Genomic DNA, 19,292 nt, shown 5'->3' on the forward strand with positions numbered 1-19,292 from the left:
AAAATCCTTGCAGAGCACCTGCAAGGATTTTTTGCACTATGTGATTATACCCAACCTCTAAAACGTGAAGCCTCAGACATTTTGCGAACCCCGACCATATAGGCCGCTAAACGCATATTTACATTGCGTGTTTCTGCTGTCTCATACACATTATCAAAGGATCTTACTAAAACTTTACGAAGCTTTTCATTTACTTCCTCTTCACTCCAGTAATAACCTTGGTTATTCTGAACCCATTCAAAGTAAGAAACGGTTACTCCGCCAGAACTAGCTAATACATCTGGAACAAGTAGAACTCCGCGTTCTGTAAGGATTTTCGTAGCTTCTAATGTTGTTGGACCGTTTGCCGCTTCTACGACAATCGATGCTTTAATATTATGAGCATTATTTACCGTAATTTGGCTGGAAATAGCAGCCGGTACTAAAATATCACATTCTAGCTCTAATAGTTCTTTATTTGTGATTGTTTTTTCAAACAATGTTGTTACTGTTCCGAAACTGTCACGACGATCTAATAAGTAATCGATATCTAAACCATTTGGATCGTGTAAAGCACCATATGCATCGGAAATTCCAATTACTTTCGCTCCTGCATCATGCATGAATTTCGCTAGGAAGCTTCCTGCGTTTCCGAAGCCTTGAACAACTACTCGAGCACCTTTAATATCGATTCCACGTTTTTTAGCTGCTTCCTCAATACAAATAACGACTCCTTGTGCCGTTGCCTTTTCACGGCCTTGGGAACCTCCAAGCACGATTGGTTTACCTGTAATAAAGCCTGGAGAATCGTACTCACGAAGACGGCTGTATTCATCCATCATCCAAGCCATAATTTGAGAGTTCGTATATACATCTGGTGCAGGAATGTCTTTTGTTGGCCCTACAATTTGGCTTATTGCACGAACGTACGCACGGCTTAAGCGCTCAAGTTCACCCATAGACATTGTTCGTGGATCACAAATGATTCCACCTTTTCCTCCACCATAAGGTAAGTCAACAATTCCACATTTTAAACTCATCCACATGGATAAAGCTTTCACTTCTTCTTCATCCACTTCTGGGTGGAAACGGACTCCACCTTTTGTTGGTCCTACAGCATCATTATGTTGTGCACGGTATCCGGTAAAAATTTTTACAGAGCCATCGTCCATACGAACTGGCATACGAACCGTTAGCATTCTTAATGGTTCTTTTAATAGCTCATACATTTCTTCCGTGTAACCAAGCTTTGTTAACGCTTCGTTTATCACTACTTGTGTGGAAGTTAATAAATTTACTGATTCTTCATTTTTCTGTTCCGTCTTCTGTCCAGTTACGCCAACTGTTCCCATTACGGCACCTCTTTGTCCCATGATAGTAATTGTTTGTACAAATTATATTATAAAGGTAAAATTCAGGTTCAACTAGTCTTAGGAGAGAACTTTTTTAATTCGCTCAATTGCCCAATCCAATTCTTCTTTTGTGATGACAAGAGGTGGAGCAAAACGAATAACAGTGTCATGCGTTTCTTTACATAATAAGCCCTCTTCTTTTAGATCTTCACAATATTTTCTAGCTGGCTCATGAAGCTCAACACCAATAAATAGTCCGCGGCCACGTACGTCTTTTATTATTGGGTTATTAATTTCTTTCAATTTACTGATGAAATATTCGCCCATTTCTAAAGAACGGTCTGCTAGCTTTTCATCGACTAGCACATCAATGGATGCAAGGGAAACTGCACAAGCCATTGGATTTCCACCAAATGTAGAACCGTGAGATCCAGGATTAAAGACACCTAAAATATCTTTGTTTGCAACTACGCAGGAAATAGGGAATACTCCACCGCCTAGTGCTTTTCCTAAAATGTACATATCAGGATCTACATTTTCCCATTCACAAGCAAACATTTTCCCCGTACGAGCTAAACCTGCCTGAATTTCATCTGCAATGAAAAGAACATTATTTTCTTTACAAAGCTCAGATGCCGCTTTAAGGAATCCTTCCTCTGGAATAACGATTCCCGCTTCACCTTGGATCGGTTCAATTAGGAATGCAGCTGTGTTAGGTGTGATCGCTGCTTTTAAAGCTTCAAGATCTCCGTAAGGAATTAATTTAATTCCTGGAAGCATTGGGCCAAATCCGCGTTTATATTCTGGGTCAGAGGATAAAGAAACTGCTCCCATTGTACGTCCATGGAAATTTCCGATACAAGCAATAATTTCTGCTTGATCATTCGCTACTCCTTTTACATCGTAAGCCCAACGGCGAGCCGTTTTAAGAGCTGTTTCAACTGCCTCAGCACCTGTATTCATAGGTAGGGCCATATCTTTATTTGTAAGTTTACAAATTTTTTCATACCATGGACCTAATTGGTCATTATGGAATGCTCGTGATGTTAATGTAACACGATCTGCTTGATCCTTTAATGCTTGAATAATTTTCGGGTGACGATGTCCCTGGTTAACAGCTGAATAGGCACTTAACATATCCATATATTTATTGCCTTCTGGATCTTCCACCCAAACACCCTCTGCCTTTGAAATAACAATCGGCAGTGGATGATAATTATGCGCACCAAACTTCTCCGTTTGCTCAATAATCGACGTAGACTTCACTAATTCTGTCATAATAACTCCTCCATTCCCCTATTTTAACACTTTAAAGTAGTGGGGGTCAGACCCCCGTTACGGTTATGCGTTAAAGCGACGGGGGAATGCCCCCCACTGCTTTAACGTTGTACAGCACAAGCGTCCTAGCCCCGTCAGACAGCTTAGGCTTTTCTTACTAAAATAATTCAGATGTTGTTTTGCCTTGCATGTGTTGTAATAGATAGTCAGGGCCGCCTGCTTTGGAGTCGGTTCCGGACATGTTAAATCCGCCAAATGGTTGGTATCCAACGATGGCACCTGTACAGCCACGGTTGAAGTATAGGTTTCCAACGTGGAAGTCTTCACGTGCTTGTTGGATTTTTTCACGGTTGCGAGTGATCACTGCACCAGTTAAACCGTATTCCGTGTTATTCGCAATTTCAATCGCATGGTCGAAATCACGAGCTTTACAAATACCAACAACTGGTCCGAAGATTTCTTCTTGCATGATGCGTGCTTTCGGATCTAGATCAGCGATAACCGTTGGTTGAATGAAATATCCTTTAGAGCTATCTCCTTCTCCACCAGCTACAAGACGTCCTTCGCCTTTACCAATTTCAATATAATCCATAATTTTATTGAATGAGCTTTGATCAATAACAGGACCCATAAACGTTTCTTGCTTTTCAGGGTTTCCTACTGTTTTTTCCTTAGTAAGTTCAATCACACGATTTAATACTGTATCATAAACATCCTCTACGATAACCGCACGAGAACATGCGGAACATTTTTGACCAGAGAAACCAAAAGCAGAAGCTACAATTGATTGAGCTGCTAATTCTAAATCTGCTTCACTATCAACAACGATCGTGTCTTTACCACCCATTTCAGCGATCACACGCTTCAGCCAAATTTGACCTTCATTTAACTTAGAAGCACGTTCGAAAATACGTAATCCAACATCACGAGAACCTGTAAATGAGATGAATCGAGTATCTTTATGATCTACTAAATAGTCCCCAACTTCCGCACCACTACCAGGTACGAAATTAAGAACACCAGCCGGAAGACCTGCTTCTTCCATCACTTCTACGAATTTAGCAGCCACAATTGGTGTTGTAGAAGCTGGTTTCAATAGTACTGTGTTCCCCGTTACAATCGCTGCCACCGCAGTACCAGCCATAATTGCAAAAGGGAAGTTCCAAGGAGAGATGATGATTCCTACTCCTAATGGGATATAGTCATAACGGTTATATTCATTTGGACGGCTATTTACTGGAACACCATCTTTAATAAGTAACATTTGACGAGCATAGAACTCTAAGAAATCGATTGCTTCAGCTGTATCTGCATCTGCTTCGTTCCAAGGCTTCCCAGCTTCTTTCGTTAAAAGGGCAGAAAACTCATGCTTACGGCGACGGATAATCGCAGCTGCTTTGAAAAGGACATCTGCACGAATTTCAGGCTTTACTTTTCTCCATGTTTTAAATGCTTCAACCGCTGCTTGCATCGCTTGCTCAGCTAGATCACGGCTTGCTTTTGACACGCGACCAATCAATTCTTCTTTATTGCTTGGATTATAAGAAGCAATTTTATCCTCAGTCGTAATTTTCTCTCCACCAATAACTAATGGGAAATCTTGACCTAAATAGCCCTCTACTGTTTGTAAACCAGTTAAATAACCTTTACGATTTTCTTCCTCATTAAAATTCGTAAATGGTTCATGTTTATATGGTTGTACCATTATATAAAATCCCCCTCATTAATAACTTATTGACACCATTATATATTATTGCAATTTCCGTGCCAAAATAAAGACATAGTCATGGTGCTTATTCTTTCCATTGATACGCAAAAAAAATTTGCAGATTGAAAACGTTTTTTTCTTTATATGTGCAAAAATTCATTGCGCCATTATAGTTTTTCTTTTACAATAATTTTTTAAGGAAAAGAAAAGGAGTTTCCCATGAATCCAGAACTTGAAAATCTTTTAAATATAAATAAAATATATCAACATGTTTTAGATGAAATTGATATTGGTATTCACGTAGTCAATGCCGAGGGAAAAACCATTATTTACAATAAAAAGATGATGGAAATCGAAAGCATGGAAATTGAAGATGTTTTAGATAAAAATTTATTAGACGTATTTTCTTTTGATAAAAATGGACATAGCACTTTATTGGAAGCTCTCCATCAGCGAAAAAGCATTCACAATGCAAAACAAACGTATTACAACAATAAAGGAAAGGAAATTACAACGATCAACAATACGTTCCCCATTATCGAGAATGACATCCAAGTTGGAGCAGTCGAAATTGCAAGAGATGTAACGAAATACGAGCGTCTTCTTCGGGAAAATCTTTTAAAAAAAGGAGACACGAAATTCACATTTGACAGCATTATTGGAAGTAGTAATAAAATCCAAGAGGTTATTGATGCTAGTAAGCGTGCTACCCGAACCAATTCTTCGATTCTAATTATTGGCGAAACAGGGACTGGAAAGGAATTATTTGCTCAAAGTATTCATAATGGAAGCACACGGTCATCAAAACCGTTTATTTCTCAAAACTGTGCTGCTCTTCCTGACAGTTTAATTGAAGGAATACTTTTCGGAACGAAAAAAGGAGCATTCACTGGTTCCATTGAGCGTCCGGGACTATTCGAACAAGCAGATGGTGGAACGCTTTTATTAGATGAATTGAATTCATTGAATCCCAATCTTCAAGCGAAACTTCTTCGTGTTCTACAAGAAAAAACCGTTCGTAGAGTGGGTGATACGAAGGATCGGGAAATCGATGTAAGAATTATTGCGACAATTAATGAAGATCCTATTGATGCGATATCAGAAGGAAGATTAAGAAAAGACTTGTACTACCGGCTTAGTGTCGTGACATTATTTATTCCCCCATTAAAAGAGCGAAAAAAAGATATAAAAGAGCTAACACAATTTTTCATCGATAAGTATAATCATTTGTTCGCGATGAATGTGAAATCTATTTCGGATGAAGTCCTTCAATTATTTTATGAATATGAATGGCCAGGAAATGTGCGGGAGCTTGAGCATATAATTGAGGGCTCGATGAATTTAATGGAGCATGAAGAGCATCTAACTTATTCCTGTCTTCCAATCCAATTCCGTAATAAGCCACAATTTCAATCAGAAACTAAGAATTTAGGTGAAATGGACGACTTACTTATTTTAAAGGGTCGAACAATAAAACCTCTTGAGCAATATATGGAAGAGGCCGAAACGTATTATTTAAAAAAAGTGCTCGGACATCATCACTTTAATATTACAAAAACAGCTGAAGCACTTGGAATGAGTAGACAAAACCTTCAATATCGGATCAAAAAATGGAAGCTACGTAAAACGTAAAAGGAGTGGGGATTCCCACTCCTTTTAACATTGTCCGCAAGCGTCCTAGCCCCTCGAGGCGCTTCCGCTTTTCTGATTAAGCTTGTGATTGATTAATCCACTCTTGAAGTTTGTCTTTAAGTGTATTAAACCCTTGTTCCATTTCTGATTCTGTTTTAATCGGAACTGGACGTTTTGCAGGGCGTTTTTTTGCTTTTTCAATTGGATTTACTGGCGCTTCTTCAGTAGCACGGATGGAAAGGCCAATTTTTCCAGCTTCTTCATCAATGGATAAAACTTTCACTTTAACTTCTTCACCCACTTTTAAATGATTGTGGATGTCTTTAACGAAACCATGTGTGACCTCTGAAATATGAACCAATCCTTGGTGAGTTTCATCCAATGCAATAAACGCTCCATATGGTTGAAGACCTGTTACTTTACCTGTTACTACACTGCCTACTTCGATTTTTTCTGTCATAGAAACACTCCTAATATTTTGATTAATTTATCCTGTATATACGCAATTAAAAATTATATCATAATAGATCGTCAAAGACAAAAATGACTGCTTGAAAATCCTTTAATATATGTGATAGAATGTTATATTTTTATAAATAACACTATCAAATTTTGTCGAAACATAGTAAGATGTAAAGAAATATTTTTTCACCAAAGGGGTTTTCTATTTGAGTCAACAAGAGCAATGGACATCTAAGATTGGATTTATTTTAGCAGCAGCTGGCTCTGCGATTGGGCTAGGAGCGATTTGGAAATTCCCTTATATGACAGGCACAAATGGCGGCGGATTATTTTTGCTATTATTTTTACTTTTAACCTTGTTTATTGGTGCCCCCATACTGATGGCTGAGTTTATTATTGGTAGAAGAGCTCAGAAGGATGCTGTGAGTGCCTATAAACTACTCGCTCCAAAAACTCCTTGGTATCTCCTTGGATACATGGGAGTTATCGCTTCCTTCATTTTACTTTCCTTTTATAGTGTAGTGGGTGGATGGATTTTATCCTATCTTGGACGGAGCGTGACAGGTAGTCTTTCCGGGCTTTCTCAACAGGAGTATGGAACGCTTTTTGAAAAAATGATTTCCAACCCAATCGAAGTGGTGATTGCACAATTCGTATTTATGGTATTGACCATTTGGGTTGTTCAAGGTGGGGTTCAAAAAGGGATTGAGCGAGCAAGTCGGTACATGATGCCTGCCCTTTTTATTCTATTTATTGTGTTAATGATTCGATCTTTAACATTAGAAGGAGCATGGAAAGGGATTGAATTTTTCCTCAAGCCTAACTTTGCACACATAACTGGTGAGACGATTTTGCTAGCTTTAGGACAATCTTTCTTTGCGCTTAGTGTTGGTATCTCAGTTATGGTGACTTATGCTTCTTATTTATCAAAAGAAGAAAATATAACAAAATCAGCTTTTTCCGTCGTTTTATTGAATATTTTTATTTCCATTTTAGCAGGTCTGGTTATTTTCCCAGCTGTATTTGCTTTAGGGTTTGAGCCCGGCGCAGGGCCAGGTTTGGTATTTGTTGTATTACCGGCTGTGTTTAATGAGATGGCTTTTGGTGGCTTATTTTTATCGATATTCCTTGTTTTATTATTGTTCGCCACATTAACCTCTGCCTTCTCCATTTTAGAAATTGTCGTTGCTTCAATTACAAAAGGAGACACAAAGAAAAGAGGAAAGATTTCTTGGGTTTCAGGAATTCTAATTTTTATCGTCGGTATTCCTAGTGCATTGTCTTTTGGTATGATGTCAGATATGGAAATTTTCGGGAAATCATTCTTCGATTTCGCTGATTATTTAGTAAGTAATCTTGCACTACCGCTTGGTGCATTATTCATTTCTATATTTGTTGGAGTTAAATTGCCTAAAAAAGTAGTCAAGGAAGAGCTAGAATTCGGTTCAAAAGGTATGGGGATGCTTTTTCAAATATGGTACTTTTCCATTCGATTCGTAGTCCCAATTGCTATTATTGCCGTGTTTCTTCATACAATCGGTCTTATTTCATTTTAGTGTATAAAAAGTAAAAAGCCTGGTAAAACTAGGATTGTAAAGCTTTCTAGTATTCCCCCCTTTTTTGTAGAGGACAAACCTAAATGGTCTGTCCTCTTTTTTTATCTCTTAATAGGGTTACTTTAAAGGGAATGAACAAATCTCTTCATTCTACTGATTGCTTCCTGAAGTTGCTCCATTGAAGAAGCATAGGAACAGCGAACATATCCTTCCCCACTCATACCAAAGACATTTCCGGGCACAACAGCCACTTTTTCTTGAAGAAGAAGTCGCTCAGCAAACTCTTCCGAAGTAAAACCTGTTTTCTGAATGGAAGGAAATGCGTAGAAAGCCCCACCTGGTGTATGGCAAGCTAATCCGATTTCGTTTAAAGATTGTACAAAATAATTTCTACGTTGACGATAACTTTTCCGCATAGCTTTCACATCGTCATGACCATTCTTTAATGCTTCAAGTGCCGCAAACTGAGCCATAGTCGGTGCACACATCATGGCATATTGATGAATCTTGAGCATTGCTTGTGCGATATCTTGTGGAGCACAAACAAAGCCAAGGCGCCAACCAGTCATCGCAAAGCCCTTTGAAAAACCTGAAATTAATATGGTTCTATCTTTCATCCCTTCTAAAGTGGGAAAACTTGTATATTCATCGTCATAAACAAGTTCAGCATAAATTTCGTCCGATATTACCAATAAATCATACTTTTTGGCAACTTTAGCTACTGCCTCCAAATCACTTTTTTCGAGTAATGTTCCCGTAGGATTATTAGGGGAGCAAAGCATAATCGCCTTTGTTCTAGCTGTGATAGCCTCTTCTAATTGTGTAGGTACGATTTTAAAATCATTTTCTTGAGTAGCTTGTACCAAAATAGGCGTTCCACCTGCTAAGCTTACTAACGGACTATAGGAAACAAAGCTTGGTTCAATGATAATTACCTCTTCACCAGGATTTAATATTGCCCGCAATGCAATATCCAATGCTTGGCTTGCTCCTACAGTAACTATCATTTCTGTCTCTGGATTATAAGAAACATTAAACCCTTTCTCTAAATAGATTGCAATTTCTTTTCGAAGCTCGATTAAACCAGCATTCGCTGTATAGGAAGTGTGGCCTTGTTCAAGCGACAGAATAGCTGCTTCTCTAACAGACCAAGAGGTCACAAAATCAGGTTCACCTACTCCTAATGAAATGACTCCTTCCATTCCTGCTGCTAAATCAAAAAACCGGCGGATTCCAGATGGTTTCAATTGTTCAACTGTACTTGAAAGATAAGAGTTTATGGTTTTCATTATGGCGCCACCACGATTCGTTTGTCTTCATCATTTTGATCAAAAATCGTTCCATCATGTTTATATTTTTTCAAAATGAAATGAGTAGTTGTAGAAATAACGGATTCAAGAGTTGATAGTTTTTCAGAAACAAAGCGTGCCACCTCATTCATCGAACGACCTTCGATTATGACAGATAAATCATAGGCACCAGACATTAAATAGACCGACTGAACTTCATTAAAACGATAGATTCTTTGGGCAACTTCATCAAAACCTACTCCACGCTTTGGTGTCACCTTTACATCTATCATTGCAGTTACCGCTTCTTGCCCATCTACCTTGGTCCAATCAATAACAGATGAATATCGTACAATAATTTTCTCATTCTTTAACTTCTTTATGATTGCCTCTGTTTCTTCTAATGACAGATTAATCATTTTGGCCATATCATTTATTTGAAATGAGCTACTTTTTTCCATAATTTCTAACAGTTCAATCTCTTTATCAGTTAGTTTCATCGTAATCCCCTTTTCATATCACCTAAAATAAATATCATTATATTACGAAAGTTTTAAGTAGTGAAGAATTTCTTTCTAGTAAAATAGACATCTTTTTTGTATTTTTAGAAAACAATGCGTGAAGTTGTAATAAATAGGGAAAAATATTCTAAAAGCGAGCAATATTTTTTACGAGGAGGAAAGAAATGAATAAGCTAGAAGTTAGCCATCTTGAATTGGATCATATTTCTGTTTACTACGAGCATTATCGACACCCTAATGCGGATAAAACGGTCGTACTTCTTCATGGATTTCTCTCTTCCACCTTTAGCTTTAGAAGATTAATACCTTTATTATGTGAAAATTTTCATGTCATATCAATCGACCTCCCCCCTTTTGGAAAAAGTGGGAAATCGCGTCTTTACTCCTATTCCTATCAAAATCTTGCAATGACGGTAATACGTTTACTTGAAAAACTTGATAAAGATAAAGTGATATTAATTGGTCATTCGATGGGTGGACAAATTGCCTTAAATGTTAGTTATCAAAAGCCCGAATTAGTTGAACAAATCATTTTATTATGCAGTTCCGGTTACTTAAATCGTTCGAAACTTTCATTAACTATTGTTAGTTATGTTCCTTTTTTTTATTTGTTTGTGAAGTTTTGGTTAGCGAGGTCTGGGGTTATGAAGAACCTACTAAATGTGGTTCATGATCATGGCTTAATTGATGATGCTATGGTAAGTGGATATTTACACCCGTTTATCCAAGATAATGGAATCTTTAAAGCATTAACGAAAATGATTCGTGACCGGGAGGGAGACTTATCAACAGAAGTTCTTAGACAAATTGAGACTCCTTGTTTACTCATTTGGGGCGAACATGATAAAGTCGTACCCGTTCAAAAAGGAACTCGACTAAACAAAGACCTAAAACATTCAAATATGATCATACTTCCTAACACTGGCCACCTAGTCCCAGAAGAACGTCCAGAAGAAATCTACCACCACATCAAACAATTCACCCTTTAACGCACTAACGCACTGGGGGACAGACCCCCAGTGCGTTAATACTGTAAAGCGCCGGGGGGCTGTCCCCCGGCGCTTTGCTGTATTAAAGTGTGCAGCTTTGTTGATTTTTTATATTTAATAGTTCGGTGGCGATTGTTTGGCAGTTTTCGATTGGGATGATTTGTTCGAATGAAAATTCGTAGATATTTTGAATTTTCCTTGCCAGCTTTTGTGGGTCATCTGATGTATGCACCACCTGAACAACATCAGCGATTTCCGTTTCATAGTTTCCAAACCCTAGATTAAATGGATCCCATTCATTCAGAGCGATAACAAGTCTAATGTGCATTTCTTGAACTTCCATATATTATCACCTTTTCATATACACCTTTACTTTACTTTACTTTACTACCTTAGAACTATTTCTCCAACCATTCAGTATGGAATGTCCCCTCTTTATCAACACGTTGGTATGTGTGGGCACCGAAATAATCTCTTTGTGCTTGTAGCAAGTTTGCAGGCAATACTGCCGATCTATAGCTATCATAATAAGTTAAGGCGGTTGCCAAGCCTGGTGTCGGGATTCCTAACCTAACAGCTGTTGCCACAACTTCGCGAGCATCATCCTGATATTTCTCCATAATCCCTTTAAAATAAGGATCTAACAATAAATTTTTAATTTGTGGGTCACGATCGTATGCATCTTTAATGTTTTGAAGGAATGCAGCACGAATGATACAGCCGCCTCTAAAAATCATCGCAATTTCGCCCGGCTTTAAATCCCAGCCAAATTCCTCTGAAGCTAAACGGAACTGTGCAAAGCCTTGGGCATAGGAACAAATTTTACTTACATATAATGCACGACGAATTTTTTCAATAAATTCTGTCTTATCTCCAATAGACAACTGCATTTTAGGTCCGTTTAAAATCGTACTTGCCACCACACGTTCCTCCTTCATCGCTGACAGGAAACGTGAAAAGACCGATTCAGTAATAATCGGTAATGGTACACCTAAGTCTAAAGCACTCTTGCTTGTCCACTTTCCAGTACCCTTTTGGCCTGCGGTATCCATAATCACATCGACTAGTGGTTTACCGGTCTCTTCATCAACTTTTGTAAAAATATCAGCTGTAATTTCTATTAAATAACTATCCAACTCGCCTTTATTCCACTCTGAAAAAATGTCATGCAGTTCCTCGGCAGTCAGCCCAAGAACAGATTTCATTAAGTGGTACGCTTCGCAAATTAATTGCATATCACCATACTCAATCCCATTGTGGACCATTTTCACATAATGCCCCGCTCCATCTGGACCTATATAAGTACAGCATGGCTCACCATTTACCTTGGCTGAAATCGCCGTTAACATCGGTGCCACTGCATCATATGCCTCTTTCTGACCACTTGGCATAATCGCAGGACCTGTTAAGGCTCCTTCTTCGCCACCAGAAACGCCTGCTCCAATAAAATGAATCCCTTTCTCAGATAAATAATGGTTACGACGAACTGTATCCTCGTAATAGCTATTGCCACCATCAATTAAAATATCACCTTTATCTAAATAAGGAAGCAATGAATCAATCGCTTTATCTGTAATTTCTCCCGCATTTACCATTAATAATATTTTTCGCGGAAGCTCTAATGTACTGATAAATTCTTCTACCTTCCAAGATCCTTGAATATTTTTTCTTTCATGTTCAAGAAGAACAGCCTCAACCTTATCTTGCGATATATCATAAACAGCAACTGAGAATCCTTTGCTCTCAAAATTTAGTGCCAAACTTTTACCCATTACACCGATTCCGACAACACCAATTTGTTGCTTCGTCACTTCGATCATCCTTTCTATATAACAAAAATACTCTCCCTATTATAATGATATTTGACTAGAAAGACCAAATTTCTCTGACTAAAATGTACAAGAATCTCCCTCATTCATTCGCTTCTTCACCTAACGGATAGGTATCCCTAAATTGCTTCGGCGTTATTCCTGTATATTTTTTAAAAAGAGCTGAATAATAACTTTGGTTACAGAATCCAAATAATAGGGAAATATCGCTCAAGCTAGATGTGGAATGTAATAAGAAGTATTTCGACTCCTCCACTCTCTTTCTTGTAATAAATTCAGAAATAGATACACCGACTGATTTTTTAAAAACTTTTGAAAGATAGCTAGGATGAACTCCCACATGTTCAGATATTTTTGCGAGAATTAATTCATTCAAAATTTCCTGATGAATAAAAAGGATTGCTTTATTAACGACAGAATTATACGATAGCTTACTTTCATTCTTTAACCGGTCAATAAAAGTTTCAACCATTTCATATTCTAATAAAAATAGTTCCTTCATATCACTTAGTTTCTCAATTTGTTGAATATAAATATCACTCAAATTAAATGCATCCTCTGGGAGCACTCCTCCCCTTATGACAGCTCTTGTAAATAAAGTACAAGAACAGATCATTGAATTTTTATAAGAACGTACAGGATCCTCTGCTAATTTCGCCCGATCTAACTGGTTAATTTTATTGAGGACTTCCCTTGCCCCTTTTTCATCACATTTCATAATTGAGGACATTAATTGTTGTTCAAGATTAAACGAAGGGTGAAAGAAGAGATCCTGTTGATTTTGGATGCGAGTTTCATAAAATTTTTTGATAATGGATGACTTAATCGATGTCTTGCTCATTTTCCACACTCATTTATGATTAAAATTTTAATATAAAGGTAAATTATTTAATATCATTGTAAATATTGAATTTATACAATTCAATTATAAAGGCCTAAGGGGGTTATAAAAGATGAAGAAGAAAAAGTTTTTCACGAAAATGTTAGCGTTTTCATTTGCAGCAAGTATCGCATTAACCGGTTGCAGCAAGGACAATGCGGATACCGAAAAGAAGGATAATAACGATGCAGGTGACACAAAAGAAGAAGTGGTATTAAAATTTGCTGCCCAAAATGACAATACACCTGCAACAGATAAGCTGATTCAAGCGTTTAACGAGAAATCGGATAAATATGATATTGAATGGGTCGAAATGACAAATGATTCAGCCCAAATGCATGATCAATTATTAAATTCTCTTTCTAGTGGTTCATCCGAATATGATGTCGTTTCACTTGACGTCGTTTGGGCTGGGGAGTTTGCTGGTGCAGGCTATCTTGAACCGATTGATGTTCGTATGAACGAATCAGATTACAAGAAAGACGACTTCAACTCTGGGTCCATGGCATCTGGTAACTACAAAGGAAAACAATACACACTTCCTTTCTTCCCAGACTTAGGATTACTTTACTATCGTTCCGATCTTGTTAGCCAAGAAGATGCAGCTAAATTAGATGGTGGAGATTATACGTATGACGATTTATATACAATGGCTGAGAAATATACTGGCCAAGGCGGAACAAAATTTGGATTTGCGTATCAATCAAAGCAATACGAAGGATTAACGGTTAACGTAACGGAATACTCAAAATCTTACGCAGATGTATCTACTGGATTACAAACAATGTACAAATTTACTAAAGCACCTTTCTCTCCTAAAGATATCTTAAACTTTATGGAAGGGGAAACTCATACAAACTTTGAACAAGGAAATGCCGTATTTGCTCGTAACTGGCCATATCAATTTGGTCGAATCAAAGGCCAAGAAGAAGGCGTAAAAATTAAAGAAGATCAAGTCGGAATTGCTCCACTTCCAAACGGTGGTTCAGTAGGTGGATGGTTGCTTGGATTGAACAAGAACTCTGAACATATCGACGGCGCTTGGGAATTTATTAAGTTCGCTGCTGGCCCTGAAGGTCAAAAAATCATGTCCACACAAGGTGGTTACTTACCAGGATATAATGCTTTATTAGACGATGAAGAGGTAAAAGGTTCAAACGCATTGCTTTCATTCCCTGGATTCCAAAAAGCATTGACAACTACAATTGCTCGCCCAGTATCACCTGAATATTCTAAAGTGTCTGATACAATCCAAGTTCAAGCACATAAGTATTTAAGTTCAGGAACAGGACTGGAAGAAGCAGTAAAAGCGATTGAAGATGCAGTAAAACAGTAGGCTGAATGAGGCTCTAATATTTATTAGAGCCTTTTTTTATAAAAATTTAGTTATGAAAGGGTGAATGAATTTGCTCAGGAAAATGGGTTTTAAAGAATGGCTTTTTATTCTTCCTACAGTTCTTTTAATTGGAATCTTTTCTTTATGGCCTGTCGTGCAATCCTTTACATATACTTTTTTCGATTATCGATTAAATGACCAGCAAAAAGCTGGCCTTTATTTGCAAGAAAGATTTAATGTCAACCTTTTTAAAGAGACTCAATTATATGTAAAAATGTTTTTAGAAGAAGAGTTAGAAAATGTGAAAGATACCGCTGACCAAATTGAAATAAACGATGTGACTAAACGTTTAGATGCGGTCGGTGACAAATATAAAAACGAAGCGAAAGTCATTAAAATTAGCACAAAACAACGAGAAGAAATTGAAGGTTTACATCAAGATGCCGCCAAGCTTGTTGCAGACTTAAACGCAAAATACACCCTCGCACATAAAGAAGATTTACCTGCTCTTGTGGATGATATTGAAAATAGCATTATTCCATCAAACTTTATCGGCTTCAAAGGGTATAGTAAAGTTTTTAAAGATGACCGTGTCGGAATTGCCTTATGGAATACAACGCTTTTTACAGTAGTATCTGTATTCATCGAGCTCGTCCTTGGATTAGGTTTAGCTCTTATTTTAAATAAATCGATTGCTGGCCAAGGATTAATCCGAACAACCTCGCTCATTCCTTGGGCCATTCCTACAGCTGTTGCTGCCTTAATGTGGAGTTATTTATACAATGGGAGCAGTGGAATTGTTGCTTATTTCTTTGAACAAATAGGATTGATTGAACAATCCCAAGATTTATTACTAAGCGGTTCTGGTGCCATGGTGTCAACCATACTAGCGGACGTGTGGAAAACAACTCCATATATGGCTCTATTATTGCTAGCAGGCTTACAGAATATTCCGAACTCCCTTTATGAAGCAGCCAATATTGACGGAGCGAACAAAGTACAATCTTTCTTTAAAGTGACGTTGCCATTATTAAAACCATCCATACTTGTTGCTTTACTTTTCCGGACTTTGGATGCATTTCGTGTGTTCGATTTAATCTTTGTTCTCACTGGTGGAGGGCCAGGTGGAAAGACCGAAACGATGTCAATTTACGCATATAAAGTCATGTTTGCCCAAACGAATTTTGGCTATGGCTCGATTATTGTCATGCTGATGTTTGTTTGTGTGGCATTTATAGCGATTTTATTCGTTAAATTTTTAGGTGCCAACTTAATGGAGAAAAGTTAAAGGAGGGATGAATCATGCAATCTTCTAAACGAAAATTATGGATCTTCTTCGGAATATTTGTTGTATTGTATTTATTTGCCATGGTTTTCCCGTTTTTCTGGATTATCATCACCTCCTTTAAAACATCCGGTGAAATCTTTGGTGAAGGGGCTTTTCGAATCATCCCTGAAAATCCAACATTAGGAAATTATATTACCGTTCTTTTTGAAAAAGGGATCTTGAAAGCCATTTTAAATAGCCTAGTTGTCGCCACAACGACAACCCTTTACGTGGTAGTTGTCGCTACTTTTGCAGCGTATGCAATTTCTCGTTTTCATTTTCGAGGAAAAAATATTTTACTTGGAGTCATTTTAGCCGTATCAATGTTCCCGCAGATGATCGTAACAGGACCAATTTATAATTTATTTTTAAAATTAGATTGGTTAAATAGTTATGCGATTGTTCTGCCTTATTCAACGATTACTTTGCCAATGGCAGTCTGGATTCTCGTTACTCATTTTAACCAAATCCCTGTTGCCTTAGAAGAATCGGCTAAAATTGATGGGGCTACCCCTTTTCAAACCTTGCATAAAATTATGTTTCCGTTAGCAGCACCAGGCGTATTTACGGTAGCGATTATTACGTTTATATCTGCCTGGAACGAGTTTCTTTTAACCGTAACGCTCAATTCGGAAGAAAAATATCATACCGTACCAGTAGCGATTTCATTTTTAAGAACTCAGTTTGAAATATTATGGGGTGAGGTTGCAGCTGCCACTGCTATTGTAACGATCCCAACATTAATTATCGTGCTATTATTCCAGAAACAAATTGTATCTGGCCTAACCTCTGGTGGGGTAAAAGAATAGATTAAGAGGGGTTTTTTAAAATGACTTGGAAAATCAACTCAGAATCCATCCAGGAAAAGCAGCTCTTAACAGAAGAAAGCCTCTTTTTCACAGGAAATGGTTACTTAGGAGTTCGTGGGAATTTTGAGGAAGGGTTACCGGAGGGCATCAGTTCCATTAGGGGTACATACTTGAATGCTTTTCACGACGTCGTTTCGATTGATTACGGTGAAAAGCTTTACGCCTTTCCTGAAACTCAGCAAAAGCTTGTTAATTTGATCGATGCTCAATCAATTTATCTTTACTTAGGAGAGGAAAAGTTTTCACTGTTTGAAGGGGAAGTCCTTTCCTATGAAAGATATCTCCATCTCGATAGAGGGTTTTCAGAACGCATCGTTCATTGGCGTTCGAACGCTGGAAAAGAAGTGAAACTGCGTTTTCTAAGACTTGCTTCTTTTTCCGATAAAGAAGTATTCATTCAAAAAGTCATCATTGAACCGGTTAATTATTTTGGTGAAATCAGGATTGTTTCAACTGTGAATGGAAATGTAACGAATTTCGTTGATCCTAATGATCCTCGTGTTTCTTCTGGTCATGCAAAGTGCTTGAAGGTGACGAATCAATTTTCAGATGAGAATTTAGCTTATGTTGAAGTGGAGACACTAAGGTCCGAATTGAAATCGGCTTGTGGTGTTCATTACTTGGTTAATCCAGAACTACATCGTGAAGATAAACAAATCGATGGATTGATTGAGAGTGAATTTACAGGTGTTTTAAATGAGACACTCGTTTTTGAGAAAAGAAGTGTGTATGTCGATTCACTGCGTCATGGCGAAAAGATAGATCAAATCGTTCTGGAATTGAATCGTCGCGTCGCAAATGAGACATTTGATTCTTTTTTAGCCAAACAATCGAGCTACCTTAATGCGTTTTGGAAAAATGCAGATGTGCAAATAAAAGGTGATGACAAGCTACAAGAAGGACTTCGCTTTAATCTATTCCACCTTTTGCAATCTGCGGGACAAGACAAATTCTCTAATATAGCGGCAAAGGGACTTTCTGGTGAAGGCTATGAAGGGCATTATTTCTGGGACACGGAAATTTATATGATCCCTGTCTTTCTCATGACCAATCCTGAAATTGCAAAACGACTGCTCATTTACCGCTATTCTATTTTAGATGGTGCTAGAGAACGAGCGAAGGAAATGGGGCATCGAAAAGGGGCTCTATTCCCGTGGCGAACGATATCGGGGTCAGAATGTTCCTCTTATTTCCCTGCAGGAACTGCTCAATACCATATTAGCGCGGATATTGCTTATAGCTTTATTCAATATTTTATGGTGACAGGGGATTTGGAATTTTTAAAGGAATATGGTGCAGAAGTGCTTTTTGAAACGGCTCGCCTTTGGTTAGAGGTTGGTCATTTTAAAAGGGATGAATTCCGAATTGATACAGTAACAGGACCGGATGAGTACACTTGCATAATTAATAATAATTATTACACAAATGTAATGGCGAAGCATAATTTGAAATGGGCGGAGAAGGTATATCGATTATTGGATGATGAGACTTTGAATGAATTGAAGGGAAAAATTTCTCTGGATGAAAACGAAGTCTCAAAATGGCTGGAGGCAGCGAATAAGATGTTTTTACCTTATGATGCTGAATTAAAGCTAAATCCACAGGATGACTCTTTTTTAAATAAGGAAGTTTGGGATTTTGAACAAACGCCGTCAGATCACTATCCTTTATTACTTCATTACCATCCATTGACATTGTATCGCTATCAAGTGTGTAAACAAGCAGACACGATTTTAGCTCATTTCTTGCTTGAGGATGAGCAAAGTTTGGAAACGATGGGTCACTCCTTTGAATACTATGAAAAAGTGACAACACATGATTCTTCGCTATCTTCCTGTGTTTTTAGTATCATGGCTTCAAAATTGGGCTACGAAGATAAAGCATATCAATACTTTATTGAGACAGCAAGAATGGATTTAGATAATACACATGGGAATACGAAAGACGGACTCCATATGGCCAATATGGGCGGAACATGGATGGCGATTATTTTCGGTTTCGCTGGATTACGAATCAAGGAAAGCGGCTTAACCCTTCAACCTATTGTACCGAAACAATGGGAGGGCTACACATTTCCCCTTCAATACAAAGGAAGAGAATTATCTGTTGAAGTTTCAAGGGATGTTACCACCATCAAATTGCTCTCTGGAGAGGAATTAAAGATTAGTGTGTATGGGAAACCTTATATGGTGCAGCCGAATGTAGCGGTTAATGTTAAGAAGTCAGAATAGATATAGCGAAAAAGAGCACTTATTAGTGCTCTTTCGCGCTTATTTTTTCTAATC

The 19,292-nt window shown here is 37.8% G+C and carries 16 protein-coding genes; 7 read left to right on the forward strand and 9 right to left on the reverse strand.

From position 1 onward, the window contains the following. Positions 1–44: 44 nt before the first annotated feature. From ACFSO7_RS10715 to pruA, 3 genes are all read right to left on the reverse strand, one after another. Positions 45–1,331 (reverse strand): Glu/Leu/Phe/Val family dehydrogenase, encoded by a 1,287-nt coding sequence (locus ACFSO7_RS10715; protein WP_377877289.1) that lies wholly within the window; start codon positions 1,329–1,331, stop codon positions 45–47. A 78-nt stretch (positions 1,332–1,409) separates the two neighbouring features. Continuing rightward, positions 1,410–2,609, reverse strand: coding sequence for an ornithine--oxo-acid transaminase (locus tag ACFSO7_RS10720; RefSeq protein WP_377877290.1), 1,200 nt, complete (start codon positions 2,607–2,609; stop codon positions 1,410–1,412). A 157-nt stretch (positions 2,610–2,766) separates the two neighbouring features. Beyond that, complete coding sequence (gene pruA / locus ACFSO7_RS10725) at positions 2,767–4,314, reverse strand: L-glutamate gamma-semialdehyde dehydrogenase (RefSeq protein WP_377877291.1); 1,548 nt, start codon at positions 4,312–4,314, stop codon at positions 2,767–2,769. Positions 4,315–4,536: 222 nt separating this feature from the next. On the opposite strand from pruA, the gene ACFSO7_RS10730 reads away from it, so the two are divergent. Beyond that, positions 4,537–5,949, forward strand: a complete 1,413-nt coding sequence (locus tag ACFSO7_RS10730) for a sigma-54 interaction domain-containing protein (RefSeq protein WP_377877292.1) — start codon at positions 4,537–4,539, stop codon at positions 5,947–5,949. A gap of 76 nt (positions 5,950–6,025) precedes the next feature. Here ACFSO7_RS10730 and yugI read toward each other — a convergent pair whose 3' ends face one another. Continuing rightward, a complete protein-coding gene (gene yugI, locus ACFSO7_RS10735) occupies positions 6,026–6,409 on the reverse strand; it encodes a S1 domain-containing post-transcriptional regulator GSP13 (protein ID WP_377877293.1) in 384 nt (127 codons plus the stop codon). A gap of 208 nt (positions 6,410–6,617) precedes the next feature. On the opposite strand from yugI, the gene ACFSO7_RS10740 reads away from it, so the two are divergent. Further along, complete coding sequence (locus ACFSO7_RS10740; RefSeq protein WP_377877294.1) at positions 6,618–7,967, forward strand: sodium-dependent transporter; 1,350 nt, start codon at positions 6,618–6,620, stop codon at positions 7,965–7,967. 122 nt (positions 7,968–8,089) lie between these two features. On the opposite strand, the gene ACFSO7_RS10745 is transcribed toward ACFSO7_RS10740, so the two are convergent. After that, positions 8,090–9,256 (reverse strand): aminotransferase, encoded by a 1,167-nt coding sequence (locus ACFSO7_RS10745; RefSeq protein WP_377877295.1) that lies wholly within the window; start codon positions 9,254–9,256, stop codon positions 8,090–8,092. Continuing rightward, a complete protein-coding gene (locus ACFSO7_RS10750; RefSeq protein WP_377877296.1) occupies positions 9,256–9,756 on the reverse strand; it encodes an Lrp/AsnC family transcriptional regulator in 501 nt (166 codons plus the stop codon). The genes ACFSO7_RS10745 and ACFSO7_RS10750 overlap by 1 nt, the downstream gene beginning before the upstream one ends. A gap of 185 nt (positions 9,757–9,941) precedes the next feature. Here ACFSO7_RS10750 and ACFSO7_RS10755 point away from each other — a divergent pair, with 185 nt between their 5' ends. Then, on the forward strand, positions 9,942–10,766 hold the full coding sequence (locus ACFSO7_RS10755; RefSeq protein WP_377877297.1) for an alpha/beta fold hydrolase: 825 nt from the start codon (positions 9,942–9,944) through the stop codon (positions 10,764–10,766). A gap of 82 nt (positions 10,767–10,848) precedes the next feature. Here the strand turns inward: ACFSO7_RS10755 and ACFSO7_RS10760 are convergent, their stop codons facing one another. The 3 genes from ACFSO7_RS10760 to ACFSO7_RS10770 form a co-directional block, all read right to left on the reverse strand. Further along, positions 10,849–11,109 (reverse strand): DUF1871 family protein, encoded by a 261-nt coding sequence (locus tag ACFSO7_RS10760; RefSeq protein ID WP_377877298.1) that lies wholly within the window; start codon positions 11,107–11,109, stop codon positions 10,849–10,851. A gap of 55 nt (positions 11,110–11,164) precedes the next feature. Further along, on the reverse strand, positions 11,165–12,577 hold the full coding sequence (gene gndA, locus ACFSO7_RS10765; protein ID WP_377877299.1) for an NADP-dependent phosphogluconate dehydrogenase: 1,413 nt from the start codon (positions 12,575–12,577) through the stop codon (positions 11,165–11,167). Between the two features lie 100 nt (positions 12,578–12,677). Continuing rightward, on the reverse strand, positions 12,678–13,436 hold the full coding sequence (locus ACFSO7_RS10770) for an AraC family transcriptional regulator (RefSeq protein ID WP_377877300.1): 759 nt from the start codon (positions 13,434–13,436) through the stop codon (positions 12,678–12,680). Between the two features lie 112 nt (positions 13,437–13,548). On the opposite strand from ACFSO7_RS10770, the gene ACFSO7_RS10775 reads away from it, so the two are divergent. The 4 genes from ACFSO7_RS10775 to ACFSO7_RS10790 all read left to right on the forward strand — a co-directional run bounded on the left by ACFSO7_RS10775 (position 13,549) and on the right by ACFSO7_RS10790 (position 19,238). Next, positions 13,549–14,811, forward strand: a complete 1,263-nt coding sequence (locus ACFSO7_RS10775) for an extracellular solute-binding protein (RefSeq protein ID WP_377877301.1) — start codon at positions 13,549–13,551, stop codon at positions 14,809–14,811. An 82-nt stretch (positions 14,812–14,893) separates the two neighbouring features. Next, positions 14,894–16,099 (forward strand): carbohydrate ABC transporter permease, encoded by a 1,206-nt coding sequence (locus tag ACFSO7_RS10780; protein ID WP_377877629.1) that lies wholly within the window; start codon positions 14,894–14,896, stop codon positions 16,097–16,099. 14 nt (positions 16,100–16,113) lie between these two features. Then, complete coding sequence (locus tag ACFSO7_RS10785; protein WP_377877302.1) at positions 16,114–16,947, forward strand: carbohydrate ABC transporter permease; 834 nt, start codon at positions 16,114–16,116, stop codon at positions 16,945–16,947. Between the two features lie 20 nt (positions 16,948–16,967). Beyond that, positions 16,968–19,238: a glycoside hydrolase family 65 protein gene (locus ACFSO7_RS10790; protein WP_377877303.1), complete on the forward strand. Its 2,271-nt coding sequence runs from the start codon at positions 16,968–16,970 to the stop codon at positions 19,236–19,238. Positions 19,239–19,292 lie beyond the last annotated feature (54 nt).

Origin of the sequence: Bacillus sp. CGMCC 1.16607, assembly GCF_042683745.1 — a bacterium.
In the GTDB taxonomy this organism is placed as follows: Bacteria; Bacillota; Bacilli; order Bacillales; family Cytobacillaceae; genus Pseudoneobacillus.